Genomic DNA, 16,210 nt, shown 5'->3' with positions numbered 1-16,210 from the left:
ACGGCCGCAAAGGTCGGGAACCGTACCGCCGGTGCCGCGCCGCACAGCGCCATGCGGGGGATAACCCCCGCGCCCCCAGCCGGATCCGTTCGCGCAGCAAACGCCTCAGGAACCGTACCGCCGGTGCCGCGCCGCGTAATCCCGCAATGCGCGCAGGAAGTCGACCTTCCGGAAAGCCGGCCAGAAGACTTCGCAGAAGTAATACTCCGAGTGCGCGCTCTGCCAGAGCATGAACCCGGACAGGCGCTGTTCACCGCTGGTGCGGATGATGAGGTCCGGGTCGGGCTGGCCGCGCGTGTAGAGGTGCTTGGTGATGTGGTCGACGTCGACCTGCTCGGCCAGTTCCTCGTAGGACGTGCCGTTTTCGGCCGCTTCGAGCACCAGCGACCGCACCGCGTCCGCGATCTCCTGCCGGCCGCCGTAGCCGACGGCCACGTTGACCAGTATTCCGCGGGTGCCGATCGTGTCCTGCTCGGCCTCCTTGAGCACCTGCTGCGTACGGGCCGGCAGCAGGTCCATCGTGCCCACGTGGTGGACGCGCCAGCGGCCGTCCGCGGCCAGGCCGCGCACCGTGTTCTCGATGATGCCGAGCAGCGGGTTGAGCTCCACGGCCGGGCGGTCGAGGTTGTCGGTGGAGAGCATCCAGAGGGTGACGACCTCGACGTCGGTCTCGGCGCACCAGCCGAGCAGCTCCGAGATCTTGTCGGCGCCCGCCTGATGGCCCTGCTCGGTCGTGCGGCCGTCGGCCCGCGCCCAGCGGCGGTTGCCGTCGAGGATGACACCGATGTGCTTGGGCACCTGCGCATGGTCGAGGCGGCCTTCCACCCGGCGTGCGTAGAGCCTGTACACCAGGTCGCGCAACTTCACGTTTCCAGCCCCTCCAAGCCACGGCGGTCGCCCCGAGGGCGCCACATTACTGCCCGCGTGTCACGGGAACCCAACTCGGTCTGTCACAAGACCGTGATAGTCAGATGCACATGACCGATTCCACACATTCCGCTCACTATCGAGCGGCCGATAACCGCTACGACACGATGGAGTACCGGCGCACGGGCCGCAGCGGCCTGAAGCTGCCGGCCATCTCCCTGGGACTGTGGCACAACTTCGGTGACGACCGCAGCCTGGAGTCGCAGCGCGCCATTCTGCGCCGCGCCTTCGACCTCGGGATCACGCACTTCGACCTGGCCAACAACTACGGCCCGCCGCCCGGCTCCGCCGAGCTGAACTTCGGCAAGATCTTCGCACAGGACTTCCGGCCGTACCGCGACGAGATCCTCGTCTCGACGAAGGCGGGCTATCTGATGCACCCCGGGCCGTACGGCGAGTGGGGCTCGCGGAAATACCTGCTGTCCTCGCTGGACGCGTCGCTGCGCCGGATGGGTGTCGACTATGTCGACATCTTCTATTCGCACCGGTTCGACCCGGAGACCCCGCTGGAGGAGACGATGGGCGCGCTCGCGTCCGCCGTCCGGCAGGGCAAGGCGCTCTACGCGGGCGTGTCCTCCTACAGCGCCGAGCAGACCGCCGAGGCGGCCCGGCTGCTGCGCGAGATGGGCGTGCCGGCCCTCATCCACCAGCCGTCGTACTCGATGATCAACCGCTGGACCGAGGACGACGCCCTCCTGGACGCGCTGGAGGCGGAGGGCATGGGCTGCATCGCCTTCGCGCCGCTGGCGCAGGGCCTGCTGACCGACAAGTACCTGCACGGCGTCCCGGAGGGCTCGCGCGCCTCGCAGGGCAAGTCCCTGGACCCGGCGCTGCTGACCGAGGACGTGGTGGGCCGGCTGCGGGGCCTGAACGAGATCGCCGGGCGGCGCGGGCAGTCGCTCGCGCAGCTCGCCCTGAGCTGGGTGCTGCGCGACCCGCGGATGACCTCGGCGCTGATCGGCGCGTCGAGCGTGGCCCAGCTGGAGGCGAACGTGGCCGCGCTGGGGGCGCCGAAGCTGACCGAAAGAGAGCTGGCCGAGATCGATGCCCTCGCGGTGAGCACCGAGGGCGTCAACATCTGGGCCCGCCGCGGCTGACCCCGGGTCCGGAGGGCCCGGGTCGCACGGATCGTCACCCAGGGTGATGACGGGGAAAGAAAACGGGCCGGTCCGTGGGGGGGATACGGACCGGCCCGAGGGGGGGTTTCCACCTTAACCGGTCTGAGGCCGTGCTCGTTGCACCGACAAGGGTGACGACCCTCGGGATGCTGACACTCGGTGACTTTTTGATCATGGATGGGCGGGTCCGGCCCGGTGCGGCCGGAGGCCCCGGGGGCCCGCCAGTACTGGGCCTACGGCGTAGAACCAGCCATTCCGCGGACAACCCCGGCAGCCTCTTGGGCACACTTCGATAACGTCCGGAAAAATCACGGCCGACTTGACGCGGCGACGGTCCCGGGCGCGTCGGAGAGCCGTTCGGGGGACGCGGCCGGGGACTCCGGGGCGGCGGCAGCGACGGGGGCGGCCGCGGGAGCCGGGCCGGCCGCGGCCGGCTTCCGGCGGGCGCGGGTGAGCTCGGGGACGAGGGTGAGGAGCCCCACGACGGCCAGGGCGGCGCCGAGCCACAGCGGGGCGCGCAGGCCGGAGGCGTCGACGGCCAGGCCGCCGGCCGACGAGCCGATGACGATCCCGAGGGTGATGCAGGAGGAGTGGATGGTGTTGACCAGCGGGCGGGCGTTGCCGGCGCGCTGGACGCGGGTGACCATCGCCGGGTTCATGGTGACGCCGACCAGCCCCATGCCCACCGTGAACGCCACCGCCGGGACGGGCAGGTGCGCGGTCAGGGCGAAGCCCGCGAGGAAGAGGGCGTTGAGCGCCAGTCCGCACAGCAGGACGGGGACGGCGTGGCGGTCGGCGAGGCGGCCCACGACCCAGTTGCCGGCGACGGTGGCGGCCCCGTAGGCGATGAGCAGCAGGGGGACGGCGCCCGTGGAGAAGCCGGTGAGCCCGGTGAGGACCGGGTTGAGGTAGCTGAACGCGGAGAACGTCGCCCCGATCACGAACGTGCTGGTCGAGAGCGCGAGCCAGAGCTTGCGGCGCTTGAAGACGGCCAGTTCCTTGCGGAGGCTCCCGCCCTCGGCGGCGCGCTCCACGGCAGGAATGCCGGCGGCGGTGCACAGCGCGGCGAGGGCGGCGAGCGCGGAGATGGCCCAGAAGGCGGCGCGCCAGCCGAAGCGCTCGCCGACCAGCGTGGACAGCGGGAGGCCCAGCAGCGTGCCGAGCATCAGGCCGTTCAGGGCGACGGCGGCGGCCCGGCCGCGCAGCTCGGGGCGGGTGAGCTGGGCGCACAGGGACAGGGCGACGCCGAAGAAGGCCTGCGAGGCGACCCCCGTGACGATCCGCGCCGCCAGCATGGCTCCGTACGTGGTCGCGGTCGCGGCCAGCACGTTGCCGGCGAGGAAGACGGCGAACAGCACCAGCAGCGCGGTCTTCGGCCGCAGCCGCATCACGGCCACGGTCAGGACGGGGCCGCCGAAGGCCATGGCGAGCGCGAAGGCGGTGATGAGGTAGCCGATCTCCGGGATGGTGGCGCCGAGCCCTTCGGCCATCTGCGGCATCAGTCCGGCTACGACGAATTCGCTGGTCACCATGGCGAAGATGCCGAGGGCCAGGAGGTGGACGGCGCGGGGCATGGTGGGGTGCTCCTTGCAGGGGGATGGACCGGCCGGTTTGGCTCGGCCGGTTTTGGGTCGGCTGGTTTGGATCAGCTGGTTTGGATCAGCTGGTTTTGGATTGATCGGTACAAAATTGGGGCACGCAAAGGCGCACCCGAGTGCCGAACGGGTGTCACCCGGAGCGGGGAAGCCGTCAGACGGCGTCGAGCGTCGTGCGCACGATGCCCTCCAGCGCCTCGCGCCCGACACCGGCCCGCGCCGAGACGCGCATGCCGCCGATGGCCGCGATGACGAAGTGCGCGAGCGCGCCGGCGTCCTTGGCCCGGTCGATGTCGCCGTCCCGCTGCCCGGACTCGATCGCGGCCTTCAGCGCCTCGAACCGCCGCCGGTAGTCGCGCTCCAGCACCCGGGCCACCTCGGCGTCCCTGGCCGCGAGCTCGACGCAGGAGTTGACGACCAGACAGCCTCGGCCGTCCTCCGCGTAGAGCCCCTCCTCCTCGACGATGACGTCGAGGAGCGCCCGGAGCTTCTCCCGGGCGGGCAGCCCGCTCTCCAGGACGGCGTCGATGTTCGCGTTCTTGCGCTCCATATAGCGGAGCAGGGCGCGCCGGAAGAGGTCGTGCTTGCTCTTGAAGGTGTTGTAGATGCTGCTCCGGCCCAGGCCCGTGGCCTCGCACAGGTCCTGGGTCGAGGTCGCCTCGTACCCGGCGGTCCAGAACGCCTCAAGCGCGGCGTCGACCGCCCGCTCCTCGTCGAACTTCCTCGGTCGGGCCATGATCCGACCGTAGCAGTTTTGGATTGATCGATCCAATAGTTCGGGCGGGGTCGTACTTGATGTATCTGCTGCGTCCGTATCCGCTGCGTCTGCATCTGCTGCGTCCGTATCCGCCGCATCTCGCCCCCTCAGCCGGCCGCCGCCCCTCCGGTCAGCACCCCCAGCCACGCACCCGCGATCATGAACGGCCCGAAGGCCAGCGCCGTCCCGCTCCCCGCCCGCCGGGCCGCCAGCAGCGCCACCCCGTACAAGGACCCCAGCAGCAGTCCCGCGAAGGCCCCCAGGAACAGCACCTGCCAGCCGTACCAGCCCAGCGCGCAGCCGAGCCCCACCGCCAGCTTCACGTCACCGAACCCCATCCCGGCCGGGTGGATCAGGAACAGCGTGAAGTACCCGCCGCCCAGGGCCGCCCCGCCGAGCAGCGCCCCCGGCCACGACCCGGCCGCGCCGGGTATGAGGGCGGCCGCGCCGAGCAGGACCGCCGTCCCCGCGGCCAGCGGCAGCGTCAGGACGTCCGGCAGCCGCCGCACCGAGCGGTCGACCACGGCCAGCAGTACGGCCACCGGCGCGGCCAGCAGCCACACCGCGAGCTCGGGCCGGGCCCCGACCGCCGCCGCGAGCGCCCCGCACACCAGGGCCGTCACCACCACGGGCAGCAGCGCCCCCGGGCCGTACCCCTCCTCGCACACCCCGCACCGCGCCCGGCCCAGCCACCCCGCGACCGCGTGCCCGCACGGGCCCGCCGACCGCCAGGGCTCCTCGGGCTCCACGCTCAGCCTGTACCCGGCGCGGGGCACCAACTGCCCGGCCACGGCCCCGTAGACGACCGCGGCCCCGGTCAACAGCCCTTCCCCGCCCCCGAGATCCATGCCCCGAGATTACGGACATCCGCACGTCCCCGCCCGGGCCTGTGGATAAAGTCCGGGCATGCCCCGCAGACAGGACGGCACGGCCCGGCTGCGCGTCCCGGAAGGCCCGCCGGTCCCCCTGGAGATCGCCGCGTCCTACCGCGCCCGCACCCGGGGGCTCCTGGGCCGCGACGCCGTCGACGGCGCCCTGCTCCTCACACCGGCCGCGAGCGTGCACACGTTCCGGATGCGCTTCGCCATCGACGTGGCCTATCTGGACCGCCACTTGACGGTCCTCGCGGTCCGCACCATGCGGCCGGGCCGGCTCGGCCTGCCGCGGCTCCGCGCGCGGCACGTGCTGGAGTCCGCGGCGGGCTCCATGGAGGGCTGGGGCCTGCGCCCCGGCGCGAGGGTTCTTTTCGAGGACGCGTCAGCCTGAGGCAGGGGGGCGCGCGCTTCGAGGACGCCTCGGCCTGAGGCGGGGGCGCTTCGAGGACGCGACGGCCTGATGCGGGTCCGGCACCGCCGGGGCTGCGCCGCCGTGGCGGATCACCGCTGCGGCGGAAAGAAGAGGAGGGGACGAGCCGTACGTCACTCCCCCTGCCGACGCGACCGCCGCCGGGCCACCAGCGTCCAGCCCGCCAGGCCGGCCAGGAGGGCCGAGCCCGTGCCCACGCCCGTGTAGCCGATGACGCGCAGCCGCACGTCCCGCCCCTTTTCCCCGGCCGGGACGCCGCCGGAGACCGGCTTCGGGGCGAGGGCGGCCGGCCGGGCCGCGGCCACGTCGACGTCGAGCGTCACGGGCACGGCCGCCGCCGCGGACGCCCCCGTTCCCGAGCCCGCCCTGGGGCTCAGGCTGGCCTGGAGGTAGTACCACCCGGCGAACCGCATGCCGCGCACGGCGTCCCCCACCGCCACGCCGCCGCCGTACGCGGCCGGGGGCGTGGCCAGGGAGACCACCGCGGCCTTGCCCTGGTACCCGGTGGTCCGGTTCATCACGTAGCCCCGCGCGGTGTTGTTCAGCCCGAGGCGGACCCCGCCGGACACGTACGGGGATGCGCCGCCGCTCGGGGCCGCGCCGAACCGGGCGCGGGCGAAGAGCTGGCGGCCCGCCGTGACGGCGACGCGGTAGAAGCGGGTCTCGCCGGGGCGGAGCTCGTCCTTCCAGGAGCCTGCGCCCACCTCCGCCGCGTCGTTGAAGCCGGACCCGCCGGTGACGGCCTTGCCCGGCCCGTCCGGCATCCGCGGCGCCTGCGAGGCCCAGGTGCCGCCCTGGGACGACGGGCCGCCCTGACCGCCCGGGTCCTCCTCCCCCGGCGGAGCCGTGACGTACTGCAGCTCCACCGGCACCGCCGCGCCGTCACCGCCCGCCGCGTCACCCCGCTCCAGCACGAACCGGTACGTGCCCGCGGCCGCGCAGGCGCTGCCCGCCCGGGGCACGCGCTCCGCGTAGTCGGCGACGGGGTAGGCGCCCCCGGCCGACAGGAACGTGCGGTGCCGGCCCGCGCCGCACGGCGTCCCGTCCGGCGTCTCCAGGGTCACGTCGATGCCGTCCCTGGGCCCCATGGCACTGCCGGGCTTCGGGGCGGCCACGGCGGAGACGTACGCGTTCGACGTGCCGTCCAGCTCGACCGTGTAGTGCTTGCGCTCACCGGGCCGGACGGAGTCCTTGTAGGTGTGCGGGCCCGGTCTCAGCAACGGCCCGCCGTCCCTGGCGAGCGCTCCTTCGATCACCTGGGCGCCCGGGGCCATCGCGTACCCGGTGAGGGCCCCGGCCTCGCCGGCCGCCCCCGCCCTTCCGGTCACCGCCATCAGCAGCCCCAGCACCGTCACCCCGACGACCCCGCCCCTCGCCTTCCCGCGGCCCCTCATCCCACGCCTCCCTCACCACTCCCCCGGCATCCGCGCCGCCCCATCCTGCCGTGCCCGCCCGGGAGTTCGCGACCGTCCGGTCCCACCCGCGCAGGTCGTCGAGCGCCCGCCGGACGGTGCGGACCATGAGCCGGGGGCGGTGGAAGACGTCGTCCCTGGTGAAGCGGAGGATGCGGCGGATCCCGGCGCAGCCCGCGAGGTCGTTGAAGCGCATCGTGTCGTTCTGGTGGGCGGCCCTCGTGCCGTGCCAGGTGAAGCCCTCGATCTCGATGCCGAGGCCCTCCGCCCGGAAGAGGAAGTCCAGCCGCGCCGTACGCCCGCGGTCCGTCGTCACTTCCGCCTGGGACTCCGGGCGCAGGCCCGCCGCGGCCATCTCCAGGCGGGCCTTGGTCTCCGCCGGGGAGCCGCTGGCCGGGTCGGCGAGGGCGAGCGCCCGCCGTGCCGCCCGGGTGCCCGGCCGGCGCGGCGCCTCCTCCAGTGCCCGCGCGACCTCCTCGCGGTGCACCAGGCCGCGGGAGAGCGCGGAGTCGGCGGCGATGACGGCCTCGTCCTCGGGCAGGGCCCGCAGCAGGTCGCACAGCGTCCGCACGGCCGTGGTGACGCGGACGCCCGAGACGATGGTGACCTCGCTGTCCGCGAGCGGGATCCGGTGGACGACGGCCCCGGCCCCGCGCTTGCGCCCCCGGACGGACGTGAACTCGGGCCTGCACGGCCGTATCAGCACGATCCCGTGCGCGGCGGCGGCAGCGCTGTGGCTGGCGACCAGCTCGGGGTGGTGCAGCTGCGCGGCCCGCAGGCGCAGCCGCAGACCGGCCTCCCGGCCCGGCTCCGCCCACGCGCCCGCGTGCAGCCGGGACCAGCCCGCCCGGCGCAGCGAGCGGGCGGCCGCACCGCGGGAGAGGCCGACGGCCACGGCCTGCGACGTCAGCACGACTCCGCCCTGCACGGCGGCCAGTTCACGCAGGCGCGCGTGAGGACCGTGCGGGCGCGGTTGGGCCCCGCAAGCGCGCGGGTGGTCAGCCTTCACGCATCGGTGATCGCCCTTCATGCGCGGATGGTCGGACTTCACGCATCGGTCATCGGCCTTCATGCATCAAGGACAGCCGATCACCGCCCGTACGGCGACCCCTGTGGATAACCCGGCGGCGAGGCCGGAAGACCGGTGGGTCCCGTATCCCCCACCCCCGCCGCCACTCCCGCCACTGCTCCCGCCGCTACCCCCGCCGCGGGAAGCTGACCTCCACCCTCCGGTTCTTCGTGCGCCCTTCCTCCGTGGAGTTGTCCGCGATCGGGAACTGCTCGCCGTACCCCCGGATCTGGTACGCGACCGAGGACGAGCCGATCTCCTCGGCGAGCTGACGCTGCACCGCGTCGGCCCGCTCCTTCGACAGAGCGAGGCCGTGCTCGGCGGAGCCGAGGTTGTCGGTGAAGCCGAAGACGCGCAGGGTGCCCGCCTTCTGCTTCTTCGCCTCCGCCGCGATCGCGCTGATGCGCTTGCCGGCCTCGCGGCTGAGCCGCGCGCTGTCCTTGTCGAAGAGGACCTCGGCCTGGAGGGCGAAGGTGACGTCCACGTTGGTGTCCTCGCGCCGCTCGTCGCCGCCCTCCGTCTCGACCACGGACTTGATGTCGAGGACCCGCCCGGCGGCGAGCTTCGCGCCGGAGCGCAGCTTCAGGTCCGGGTCGGCGCCGTTGATCTTCACGGGCGGGGTGGTGTTCGCCGGGCCGCCGGGACCGGAGCGCCCCTGGGCGGCCGCGGGCGGGGCGGCGGGCGGCGAGGCCACCGCGAGGAGCACGGTCAGCGCGGCGGCCAGAACGGTGGCGCAGCGGGCCCGGAGCGTCGGCACGGCGCGCTCACCCCGAGATCTTCACGTGGACGGACGGCATCGTGGGCAGCTGGAAGTCCACCTCGGTGACCTCGGCCGGGGGCGCGGGGAACTGCGCGAAGACCGGGCGGCTCTCGCTGGGCTTGATGTTGGTCAGGCCCGTGCTGCACAGGCACTCGCCGTCGGTGTCGCGGAGCACCAGGTAGCGCTTCTTGCCCGAGGCGTCGACGAGCGAGGCGCCCGAAATGGAGGAGCGGGACTTCATCTCCGTCTCCTTCGACAGCCAGTGGATCGCGTTGAACGACCGGGAACCGCGGTTGGTGAGCGTGCCGTTGACCGTCACGAAGCCGCCCTCGTCCCGGACGACGGAGGTGATGGCCAGGGCTATCCCGTCCGGTCCCTTCATCTCCCCGACGGCGTCGGACGGCGCCTGGTCCCGGGGGCGGTTCTTGGCCTCGCCGCGCTGCGCGGACGCCTTCCCGGAGGCGCGGGCACCGGCCCCGTCGCCGTCCGCCTTCCCGCCCCCTCCGCCGTCGTCCCCGCAGCCCGCCGCGGTCAGGGCCATGACGGCCGCGAGCACGGCCGCCGCGGCGCCCCTGCGGGCCTTCGTCGTGTGCCGCATCCTCATGGTCGTGATCCTTCGTTCGTCGGGCGGGCTCCGGTCGGCCCGGCTCCCGTTCGTCGGGCGGGCCCGGACCGGGCCGGCTCCGGTCGCCGGGTTCACGCGCCGTCCGCCAGCCGTACGGTGAAGAGCGTCGCCGCCCTCACCAGGGCTCCGGGCCGGTCGGGCTCGATGCGTACGGTCTCGCCGTCGCAGACGATCTCGACGGCGGGCTTCCCCTGCGCCGGCGCTCCGGTGCCCGGGCTCGCGGACGGCTGCGGGCCGCCGGAGGGCGACGGGGCGGGCGGGGTCTGCGGGGCGGGCGGCGGCCCCCAGCAGCGCGGCTCGACGACGGCCCGCGCCGTCGCGGTCGCGTGCCGGTCCTCCGTCCCCGGGACGACGGACTTCCCGACCGCGGCGGCGGACTCGACCGTGACCGTGAACGAGGCCGGAAGCGGGCCCCCGGAGGCCGTGCAACGCCCTTGGACGTGCGCTCCGTTGGCCTGGGCGTAGGGCTCGGCCCGGCCGCAGGCCGCCTCCGGATCGCCCAGGCGGCCGGCCAGCCAGTCGGCCCACGGGCCGCCCGTGCCGACGGCCGTCAGCAGGCCCGTACGGAGCTGGTCCCGGTACGTCTGCGCGGCGGCCAGGGCCGCGGCGTCGGCGGCGGTCTGGGCGCCGTTCTTCGTGGCACCCGCCCGGCCGACGGCGAAGAACGCCAGGGCGAGGAAGAGGAGCGCGGCCACGGCGGTGAGGTAGATAGGGAACGCCTGCCCCCGGTCGCGCCCGCAGCCGCTCCACCGCCCGGCCGGCACCCGGGCCGACCGGCCCGCGGACACCCGGGGCCACCGCCCCGCCCGCACCCCGGACCGCCGCCTCGTCAGCCCCCGGACCGGCTCCCCGGTCAGCCGCCCGTCACCTCGGTGATCTTGTCGGAGATGGCGCTCGCGATCGCGCTCCCGAAGTCCGTCCGGGTCAGCACCAGGACGATCGCCACCACCACGGCGATGATGCCGAGGTACTCGATCGCGGTCTGCCCCCGGTCGTTTCCCAAGAAGCGCTTTCCCATCACGTTTCCCTCCGTCGGCGGCCGGCCCCGTACGGGCAGGCGGGCGAGCACAAGAAAAGTACGCCGGAACAGCCGTAGCGGAACAGACCATCCGCCACCATTCACCCTCTGTTAAAGGGAGTTGAGACCCCTGCGGCAACCCCTGCCGCAACCTCCGCAGCACCCCCCGCCGCAGCCCCTGCAGCCCCACCCGCACCGAGGTCACCTCCCCACCAGGTCCCCGAGGTCCGTGCCCGACCCCAGGAAGAACCCCGCCACCAGGAGGATCATCGTGGCCGGGACCATGAACGTCGTGATCACCACGGTCGCCTTCGGCACCGCGCGCGCCGCGCGGCGGCGGGCCAGCTGGGCGTCGACGCGGCGCATGTCGCCGGCGATGGCGATCAGGGTGTCGACGATGGGGGCGCCCAGCTCCTCGCCCTGCTGCAGCGCCGTGACGAACTGGGCCACCTGCTCCGAGTCGTTGCGCCGGCGCAGCTCCTCGAACGCCTGCCGGCGGCTCACACCCATGTCCATCTGGCGCAGCGTGATGCGCAGTTCGTCCGCCCAGGGCCCCTCGTAGCGCTCGGCGACGCGTTCCAGGGCCTGCCGGAACCCGAGGCCGGCGCTGACCACCACCGCGAGGACGTCGAGGAAGTCCGGCAGCGTGCGGTCGATCGCGGCCTTGCGCTCGCGGACGGCCGCCCAGATGCCGACCTCGTTCCAGAAGAGCCCGAAGGCCACGAGCAGGAGGGCGAGGAGGAGCTGCCCGTCCGCGGCCATCACCAGCGCGCCGCCGAAGCCGAGGGCGCCGTAGACGGCCCGGCGGGCCGCGTACCGGTCGACGGTGAGGCCGCCGGGGTTGCCCGCCCGGTCGATCCGGCTGCGGACCCTCGCCACCCGCTTGCCGCCCATCATCCGCAGCACCAGCGGCGCGTAGCGCATCCCGAGCCGGTCCACGGCCGAGCCGACGACCGTCGTACGGGTCGAGCCGACCTCCAGGGCCAGCGCCAGGTCGTCCGGCAGCCTGGCCTCGCTGCGGCAGAGGACGACGCCCGCAACGACGCCCGCCACGGACAGCGCGGCCAGCAGGCCCAGCAGGATTCCCAGCAGTCCCATGTCCGTTGCGCCCCGCTCCTCAGACGTCGATCCTGGACAGGCGGCGGATGACGAAGAACCCGAGCCCGTAGAGCACGAAGGCGGTGACCACGGCCGCCTGGCCCAGGAACGACGAGGTCATCCGGTCGATCGAGCCGGGCGCGATGCGGTCCGTGAGCAGCAGCGTGCCGAGGCCCATCAGCGGGACGACGTACGCCGTGACGGTCACCTGGGACAGCTGGGTGCGGACCTCGCGCCGGGTCTCCTTGCGCTCCTCCAGCGTCCGCGTGAGGTTGCGCAGCGAGCTGACGACCGTGCCGCCGGCCCGGTTGGACAGCACGAGGGTGGTCACGAGCACGACCAGCTCGCGGGAGGGCAGCCGGTCGGCCAGCTCGCCGAGGGCGTCGTCGACCGAGTGCCCGACGGCGAGCCGGTCGGCGACCTTGCCGAGCTCCTCGCCGGCCGGGGCGTCCATCTCCTCGGCGGCCATGCCGAGGGCGGTGCGCAGCGCGAGCCCGGCCTGGGTGGCGTTGGCGAGGATGCGCGAGAGCTCGGGGAGCTGGTTGATGAACTTCTCGATGCGTTTGCGGCGCTGGCGGGCGAGGAAGCCGGACGCGCTCCAGACGGTGACCGCGGCGGCCAGGGGCCCGAAGAACGGCGCGAGGGCGCCGGCCGCGACCAGCCACAGCCCGGCCGCCGCGCCCAGCGTGCCGGCGGCGAACTCGGCGGGGGTGACGTCCAGGCCGGTCGCGGCGAGCCGGCGCTCCAGCCGGCGCCCCGCCCGCGTGGCGCGCAGCCGCCGGTCCAGGCGCGCGAAGCGCCGGGGGCGCCCGGCCGGCGGCAGGGCGGGCGCGTCGGCGAGCCGCTCGGCCAGGGCGCGGCGCTGCGCCTTCCCCGACGCGTACAGCTGCAGGCCCGCGATGCCCAGGACCCCGGCCAGCAGGGTGGCCCCGACGGTCAGCGCGACGAGCTGCCCGAGATCGTCCATGGTCCCCCTCCCCCTACCTCTGTCCCGCTTCGCGGACCGTCAGCTCGGCGGGGAACGCGGCGACGCCGAAGGCCGGCGGCACGGACTCCCCGGCGAGCCGCAGCCGGTCCGCGACCCGCTCCGGCACCGGGAAGCAGCGGAAGGCGCCGCGCACGACCCTGTCCGCGTCCACCGGCAGGGCCTCGAAGCGGCTGACGGTGGCCAGGCGGTAGTCCTCGTGGCCGCGGGAGTCGAGCAGGGCGACCTCCGCGACGCGGCGGGAGCCGTCGGCCTGCCGGGTGAGCTGGATGACGCAGTCCACGGCGCTGTTGATCTGGTCGCGCAGCGCCTCGTAGGGGACCTTGACCTCCGACATCGAGGCGAGCGTCTGGAGCCGCATCAGCGCGTCCTCCGCGCTGTTGGCGTGCACGGTGGCGAGGGAGCCGTCGTGGCCGGTGGACATCGCCTGGAGCATGTCGAGGGTCTCGCCGCCGCGCACCTCGCCGACGATGATGCGGTCGGGGCGCATGCGCAGCGAGTTGCGCACGAGGTCGCGGATGGTGATCCGGCCCTTGCCCTCCACGTTGGGCGGCCGCGATTCGAGGCGGATGACGTGCGCCTGCTGCAGCTGCAGTTCGGCGGCGTCCTCGACGGTGATGATGCGCTCCCCCTCCGGGATCAGCCCCGAGAGGGCGTTGAGCAGCGTCGTCTTGCCGGAGCCGGTCGGGCCCGACACCACCACGTTGAACTTCGCCCGGACGAGCGCGGAGAGCAGCATCAGCATCCGCTCGTCCAGCGTGCCCATGCCGATGAGCTCGGTCAGGGTGTACGCGCGCGGGAAGCGGCGGATGGTCAGCGTCGCGCCGTTGAGGGCCAGCGGCGGGATGATGACGTTGACGCGCTCGCCGCTGGGCAGCCGGGCGTCGACCATCGGGTTCGACTCGTCCACGCGGCGGTTGACGGTGGAGACGATGCGCTCGATGGTCTGCATCAGCTGTTCGTTCGACGCGAAGCGCACGGGTACGGGCTCGACGCGGCCCGCGCGCTCGATGAAGATCTGGTCGGGCCCGTTGACCATGATCTCGGTGATGGAGGGGTCCTCCAGGAGCGGTTCGAGGACGCCTAGGCCGAGCGCCTCGTCGACGACGCGGCGGATGAGCCGGTCCCGCTCCGCGGTGGACAGGACCGGGCCCTCGCGGCTGATGATGTGGCCCAGGACGCGCTCCAGCCGCGTGCGGCGCTCGGAGGCGGCGAGCGCCGACATCTCGGCCAGGTCGATCTCTTCGAGCAGCTTGGCCCGGTAGACGGGGACGAGATGGCCCGGCTCCCGGCCTTCGGCGGCCGGTTCGGGGGCGGTGATGCGGGCCCGCAGGCTCATGGCGCGCTCCTCGGGGGCGGGTAGGTGCCGGCGCCGGGGGCCGCCGGGCAGGGCATCGTGGCCCGGCGCGTCACGGACCGCTCGCCGAGCAGCGGCAGTACGGCCGGGATCACGACCGTGACCTCGGCCGTGGTCTGCGGGGCGCCGCCCCCGCACGGCGCCGCGGCCGGCGCCCCGGACGTCCGCAGCCACCCGCTCATGGCGGCCCGCCCGGCCGCGGCCGGCGACACGCGCGGGTCGTCCAGCGACGCGGTCCGCGCCGCCGCCCGGGCCGCGCTGCCGGCCTGCTGCGCGGCGTACGCGGCGAGCCCCAGCTGGATCGCGGCGAGCCCGACGAGCAGGAGCACCGGCAGGAACCCGATGAGCTCGATGGACATCGACCCGCGGTCACGGCGGCGGACGACACCGGAAGGACGCGCCGCCCCGGCCCGCCCTGCAGCACGCCGCCCGGCCGCCGCAGGCCCCGCCACAGCCCGCCCGGCCGCGATCCGGCCCCTCGCGTCGCGTCCCGCGCGCCGCGCCAGGCTCACCGCTCCTCCTCCGCCGCGCCCGCCGAACCCGTCACCGTCCACGGCCAGTTCACCAGGCCCGGGAACAGGGCGGGCACCTGCAGGGAGACCTCCGCGCGGACGACGCCCGTGCCGCGCCCGCCGCACTCCGGGCCGCCGCGCCACGCTCCCGGCAGGTCCGCCCGCGCGGCCGCCGCGCAGTCGCCCCCGGCCGCGGCCGCCCGCGCGCCCTTGTCCGCCGCGTTCCCCGCGAGCGCGTACGTGTAGCCGACCAGCACGCACTGCCACACCACCGCCAGCACCACGAGGATCAGCGGCAGGATGCCCAGGAACTCCACGGCGACCTGCCCCCGGTCGCCGCCCCCGCGCCGCCGGAAGCGGCCCATCGGCACGGGGGAGAGCTGATCCGCCCCGGTACCGCCGCCGCTCCCTATGGCCCGCCTGCGCCGTGCGCCACCGGTGAGCGACCGGCTCGCATGGGCGGCGGCGCCGCGTAAGGGCCCGGCACCCGCGCCCGGGGCGGTGATCAGGCCGAGCTCCCCCGCGAGGGCCCACAGGGCCTGCCGCACCCCCGAGCGGGCGTCGAGGTCCTGCATCCGCCCCGAGTCGACGGCGGGCTGCAGCTCCTTGTAGCCCGCCGGGACCGTCGTCCGGGCGGCCCGCGTGCCCGTCGTCCGCTCCACCAGGGCGGGCTGGATCTCGCTGTGCCGGGTGTGCCGGTTGAGGACGGTCACGGTGTCGGCGGCCTTGCGGACCTGCAGCCGGTCCCACAGCCGCACCATCCGCTTCGCGGCCCGTACGGACACCACGTCCGGCGTCGTCACCAGCAGCGCCACGTCGGCCGTCTCCACGACGGCGGCGCCCGCGGCCGTCATCTGCGTGCCGCAGTCGGCGATGACCAGCTCGTAGCGGCTGCGCAGCGCGGCCGCGATCTGCCGGGCGGCGAGGTCGCCGACCTCCTCGCCGCGCTCCCCCTCGGCGGGCGCCAGCAGCAGCCCGAGGCCCGTGGGGTGCGGGAAGACGGCGTCCTGCAGGACCCGCGGCGAGATGTCGCTGATGCCCGCCAGGTCGGCGATCGACCGGCGGAACTGCACGTCCAGGTACGAGGCGATGTCGCCCGACTGCAGGTCCAGGTCGACCAGTGCCACGCTCCGCCCGGCGGCGCACGCGGCGAGGGCGAGCTGGACGGCGGTGACGGTCGTCCCGACGCCGCCCTTGGCGCCGACCACCGCGAGGAGCGTCCCGCCCGGCCCGCCGCCGGACCCCTCGCCGCCGCTGCCCAGGTGGCGGCGGACGCCGGTCGCCCAGTGGGCGGCGGCCTGGACGCGGGCGCCGACCTCCTCGTACGACAGCGGCAGCCCGGCGAGGCCGCGCGCGCCCACGTCCATGGCCGCGGCGTAGAGCGCGGGCCCCTGGTCGGCGGTCACGAGCACGACGCCGGTCGCCGGGAAGCGCAGGGCCACTTCGCGGATGACCTCCAGCGCGGGCAGGGGGCCGAGCCGCTCGTGGACGAGCACGACCTCGGGGAGCTCGTCCACGGAGGCCGCCGCCAGCACGGCGAGCGTGTCGAGCAGGCGGGCCGAGTCCCCGACGGGCTGCAGCGGTTCGACGCCGGGCAGCTGGCCGAGCAGGCCGCCGATGGCGCGGGCGGCGTCCGGGTCGCCGACGGCCGGGAGGATCCTGATGGTCACCG

At 74.6% G+C, this 16,210-nt stretch carries 16 protein-coding genes; 2 read left to right on the top strand and 14 right to left on the bottom strand.

Annotated elements, in window-relative coordinates:
* Window positions 1-105: 105 nt before the first annotated feature.
* The gene (locus ACOTKD_RS17645; protein WP_424889924.1) at window positions 106-867 is read right to left on the bottom strand and encodes an isoprenyl transferase; all 762 of its coding nucleotides are present in this window, start codon (window positions 865-867) and stop codon (window positions 106-108) included.
* A gap of 110 nt (window positions 868-977) precedes the next feature.
* Between ACOTKD_RS17645 and mgrA the strand changes: the two genes are divergently transcribed.
* Entirely contained in the window at window positions 978-2,024 is a 1,047-nt protein-coding gene (gene mgrA / locus ACOTKD_RS17640; RefSeq protein ID WP_424889923.1) for an L-glyceraldehyde 3-phosphate reductase, read from the top strand.
* 329 nt (window positions 2,025-2,353) lie between these two features.
* Here mgrA and ACOTKD_RS17635 read toward each other — a convergent pair whose 3' ends face one another.
* From ACOTKD_RS17635 to ACOTKD_RS17625, 3 genes are all read right to left on the bottom strand, one after another.
* Window positions 2,354-3,619, bottom strand: a complete 1,266-nt coding sequence (locus ACOTKD_RS17635; RefSeq protein ID WP_424889922.1) for an MFS transporter — start codon at window positions 3,617-3,619, stop codon at window positions 2,354-2,356.
* A gap of 175 nt (window positions 3,620-3,794) precedes the next feature.
* On the bottom strand, window positions 3,795-4,376 hold the full coding sequence (locus tag ACOTKD_RS17630) for a TetR/AcrR family transcriptional regulator (protein WP_424889921.1): 582 nt from the start codon (window positions 4,374-4,376) through the stop codon (window positions 3,795-3,797).
* 128 nt (window positions 4,377-4,504) lie between these two features.
* Window positions 4,505-5,245, bottom strand: a complete 741-nt coding sequence (locus tag ACOTKD_RS17625) for a prepilin peptidase (RefSeq protein ID WP_424889920.1) — start codon at window positions 5,243-5,245, stop codon at window positions 4,505-4,507.
* 58 nt (window positions 5,246-5,303) lie between these two features.
* On the opposite strand from ACOTKD_RS17625, the gene ACOTKD_RS17620 reads away from it, so the two are divergent.
* Window positions 5,304-5,663: a DUF192 domain-containing protein gene (locus ACOTKD_RS17620; RefSeq protein ID WP_424889919.1), complete on the top strand. Its 360-nt coding sequence runs from the start codon at window positions 5,304-5,306 to the stop codon at window positions 5,661-5,663.
* Between the two features lie 152 nt (window positions 5,664-5,815).
* Here the strand turns inward: ACOTKD_RS17620 and ACOTKD_RS17615 are convergent, their stop codons facing one another.
* From ACOTKD_RS17615 to ACOTKD_RS17570, 10 genes are all read right to left on the bottom strand, one after another.
* Complete coding sequence (locus ACOTKD_RS17615) at window positions 5,816-7,036, bottom strand: hypothetical protein (protein WP_424889918.1); 1,221 nt, start codon at window positions 7,034-7,036, stop codon at window positions 5,816-5,818.
* Window positions 7,037-8,310: 1,274 nt separating this feature from the next.
* On the bottom strand, window positions 8,311-8,940 hold the full coding sequence (locus tag ACOTKD_RS17610) for an OmpA family protein (RefSeq protein ID WP_424889917.1): 630 nt from the start codon (window positions 8,938-8,940) through the stop codon (window positions 8,311-8,313).
* A gap of 7 nt (window positions 8,941-8,947) precedes the next feature.
* The gene (locus ACOTKD_RS17605; RefSeq protein WP_424889916.1) at window positions 8,948-9,547 is read right to left on the bottom strand and encodes a hypothetical protein; all 600 of its coding nucleotides are present in this window, start codon (window positions 9,545-9,547) and stop codon (window positions 8,948-8,950) included.
* A gap of 92 nt (window positions 9,548-9,639) precedes the next feature.
* A complete protein-coding gene (locus ACOTKD_RS17600) occupies window positions 9,640-10,263 on the bottom strand; it encodes a pilus assembly protein TadG-related protein (RefSeq protein WP_424889915.1) in 624 nt (207 codons plus the stop codon).
* Window positions 10,264-10,421: 158 nt separating this feature from the next.
* Window positions 10,422-10,586 (bottom strand): Flp family type IVb pilin, encoded by a 165-nt coding sequence (locus tag ACOTKD_RS17595; protein ID WP_030367499.1) that lies wholly within the window; start codon window positions 10,584-10,586, stop codon window positions 10,422-10,424.
* A gap of 201 nt (window positions 10,587-10,787) precedes the next feature.
* Window positions 10,788-11,684, bottom strand: a complete 897-nt coding sequence (locus ACOTKD_RS17590; protein ID WP_424889914.1) for a DUF5936 domain-containing protein — start codon at window positions 11,682-11,684, stop codon at window positions 10,788-10,790.
* Window positions 11,685-11,703: 19 nt separating this feature from the next.
* Window positions 11,704-12,651 carry a type II secretion system F family protein gene (locus ACOTKD_RS17585; protein WP_424889913.1) on the bottom strand — a complete coding sequence of 316 codons (948 nt, stop codon included), beginning with the start codon at window positions 12,649-12,651 and terminating at the stop codon, window positions 11,704-11,706.
* A gap of 13 nt (window positions 12,652-12,664) precedes the next feature.
* Window positions 12,665-14,008 carry a CpaF family protein gene (locus tag ACOTKD_RS17580; RefSeq protein ID WP_424889912.1) on the bottom strand — a complete coding sequence of 448 codons (1,344 nt, stop codon included), beginning with the start codon at window positions 14,006-14,008 and terminating at the stop codon, window positions 12,665-12,667.
* Complete coding sequence (locus ACOTKD_RS17575) at window positions 14,005-14,385, bottom strand: TadE/TadG family type IV pilus assembly protein (RefSeq protein WP_424889911.1); 381 nt, start codon at window positions 14,383-14,385, stop codon at window positions 14,005-14,007. The genes ACOTKD_RS17580 and ACOTKD_RS17575 overlap by 4 nt, the downstream gene beginning before the upstream one ends.
* Window positions 14,386-14,534: 149 nt before the next feature.
* Entirely contained in the window at window positions 14,535-16,208 is a 1,674-nt protein-coding gene (locus tag ACOTKD_RS17570) for an AAA family ATPase (RefSeq protein ID WP_424889910.1), read from the bottom strand.
* Window positions 16,209-16,210 lie beyond the last annotated feature (2 nt).

Source organism: Streptomyces sp. XH2, assembly GCF_049725035.1.
GTDB classification, from domain to species: domain Bacteria; phylum Actinomycetota; class Actinomycetes; order Streptomycetales; family Streptomycetaceae; genus Streptomyces; species Streptomyces roseoverticillatus.
Note: the sequence above shows the minus strand (reverse complement) of the source record. Positions and strands in the feature narration are given on the sequence as shown.

Coding starts and splice junctions, on each gene's coding strand:
- mgrA (WP_424889923.1), top strand. CDS start 978: ATGACCGATTCCACACATTCCGCTCACTATCGAGCGGCCGATAACCGC.
- ACOTKD_RS17635 (WP_424889922.1), bottom strand. CDS start 3,619: ATGCCCCGCGCCGTCCACCTCCTGGCCCTCGGCATCTTCGCCATGGTG.
- ACOTKD_RS17630 (WP_424889921.1), bottom strand. CDS start 4,376: ATGGCCCGACCGAGGAAGTTCGACGAGGAGCGGGCGGTCGACGCCGCG.
- ACOTKD_RS17625 (WP_424889920.1), bottom strand. CDS start 5,245: ATGGATCTCGGGGGCGGGGAAGGGCTGTTGACCGGGGCCGCGGTCGTC.
- ACOTKD_RS17620 (WP_424889919.1), top strand. CDS start 5,304: ATGCCCCGCAGACAGGACGGCACGGCCCGGCTGCGCGTCCCGGAAGGC.
- ACOTKD_RS17615 (WP_424889918.1), bottom strand. CDS start 7,036: ATGGCGGTGACCGGAAGGGCGGGGGCGGCCGGCGAGGCCGGGGCCCTC.
- ACOTKD_RS17605 (WP_424889916.1), bottom strand. CDS start 9,547: ATGAGGATGCGGCACACGACGAAGGCCCGCAGGGGCGCCGCGGCGGCC.
- ACOTKD_RS17595 (WP_030367499.1), bottom strand. CDS start 10,586: ATGGGAAAGCGCTTCTTGGGAAACGACCGGGGGCAGACCGCGATCGAG.
- ACOTKD_RS17590 (WP_424889914.1), bottom strand. CDS start 11,684: ATGGGACTGCTGGGAATCCTGCTGGGCCTGCTGGCCGCGCTGTCCGTG.
- ACOTKD_RS17585 (WP_424889913.1), bottom strand. CDS start 12,651: ATGGACGATCTCGGGCAGCTCGTCGCGCTGACCGTCGGGGCCACCCTG.
- ACOTKD_RS17580 (WP_424889912.1), bottom strand. CDS start 14,008: ATGAGCCTGCGGGCCCGCATCACCGCCCCCGAACCGGCCGCCGAAGGC.
- ACOTKD_RS17575 (WP_424889911.1), bottom strand. CDS start 14,385: ATGTCCATCGAGCTCATCGGGTTCCTGCCGGTGCTCCTGCTCGTCGGG.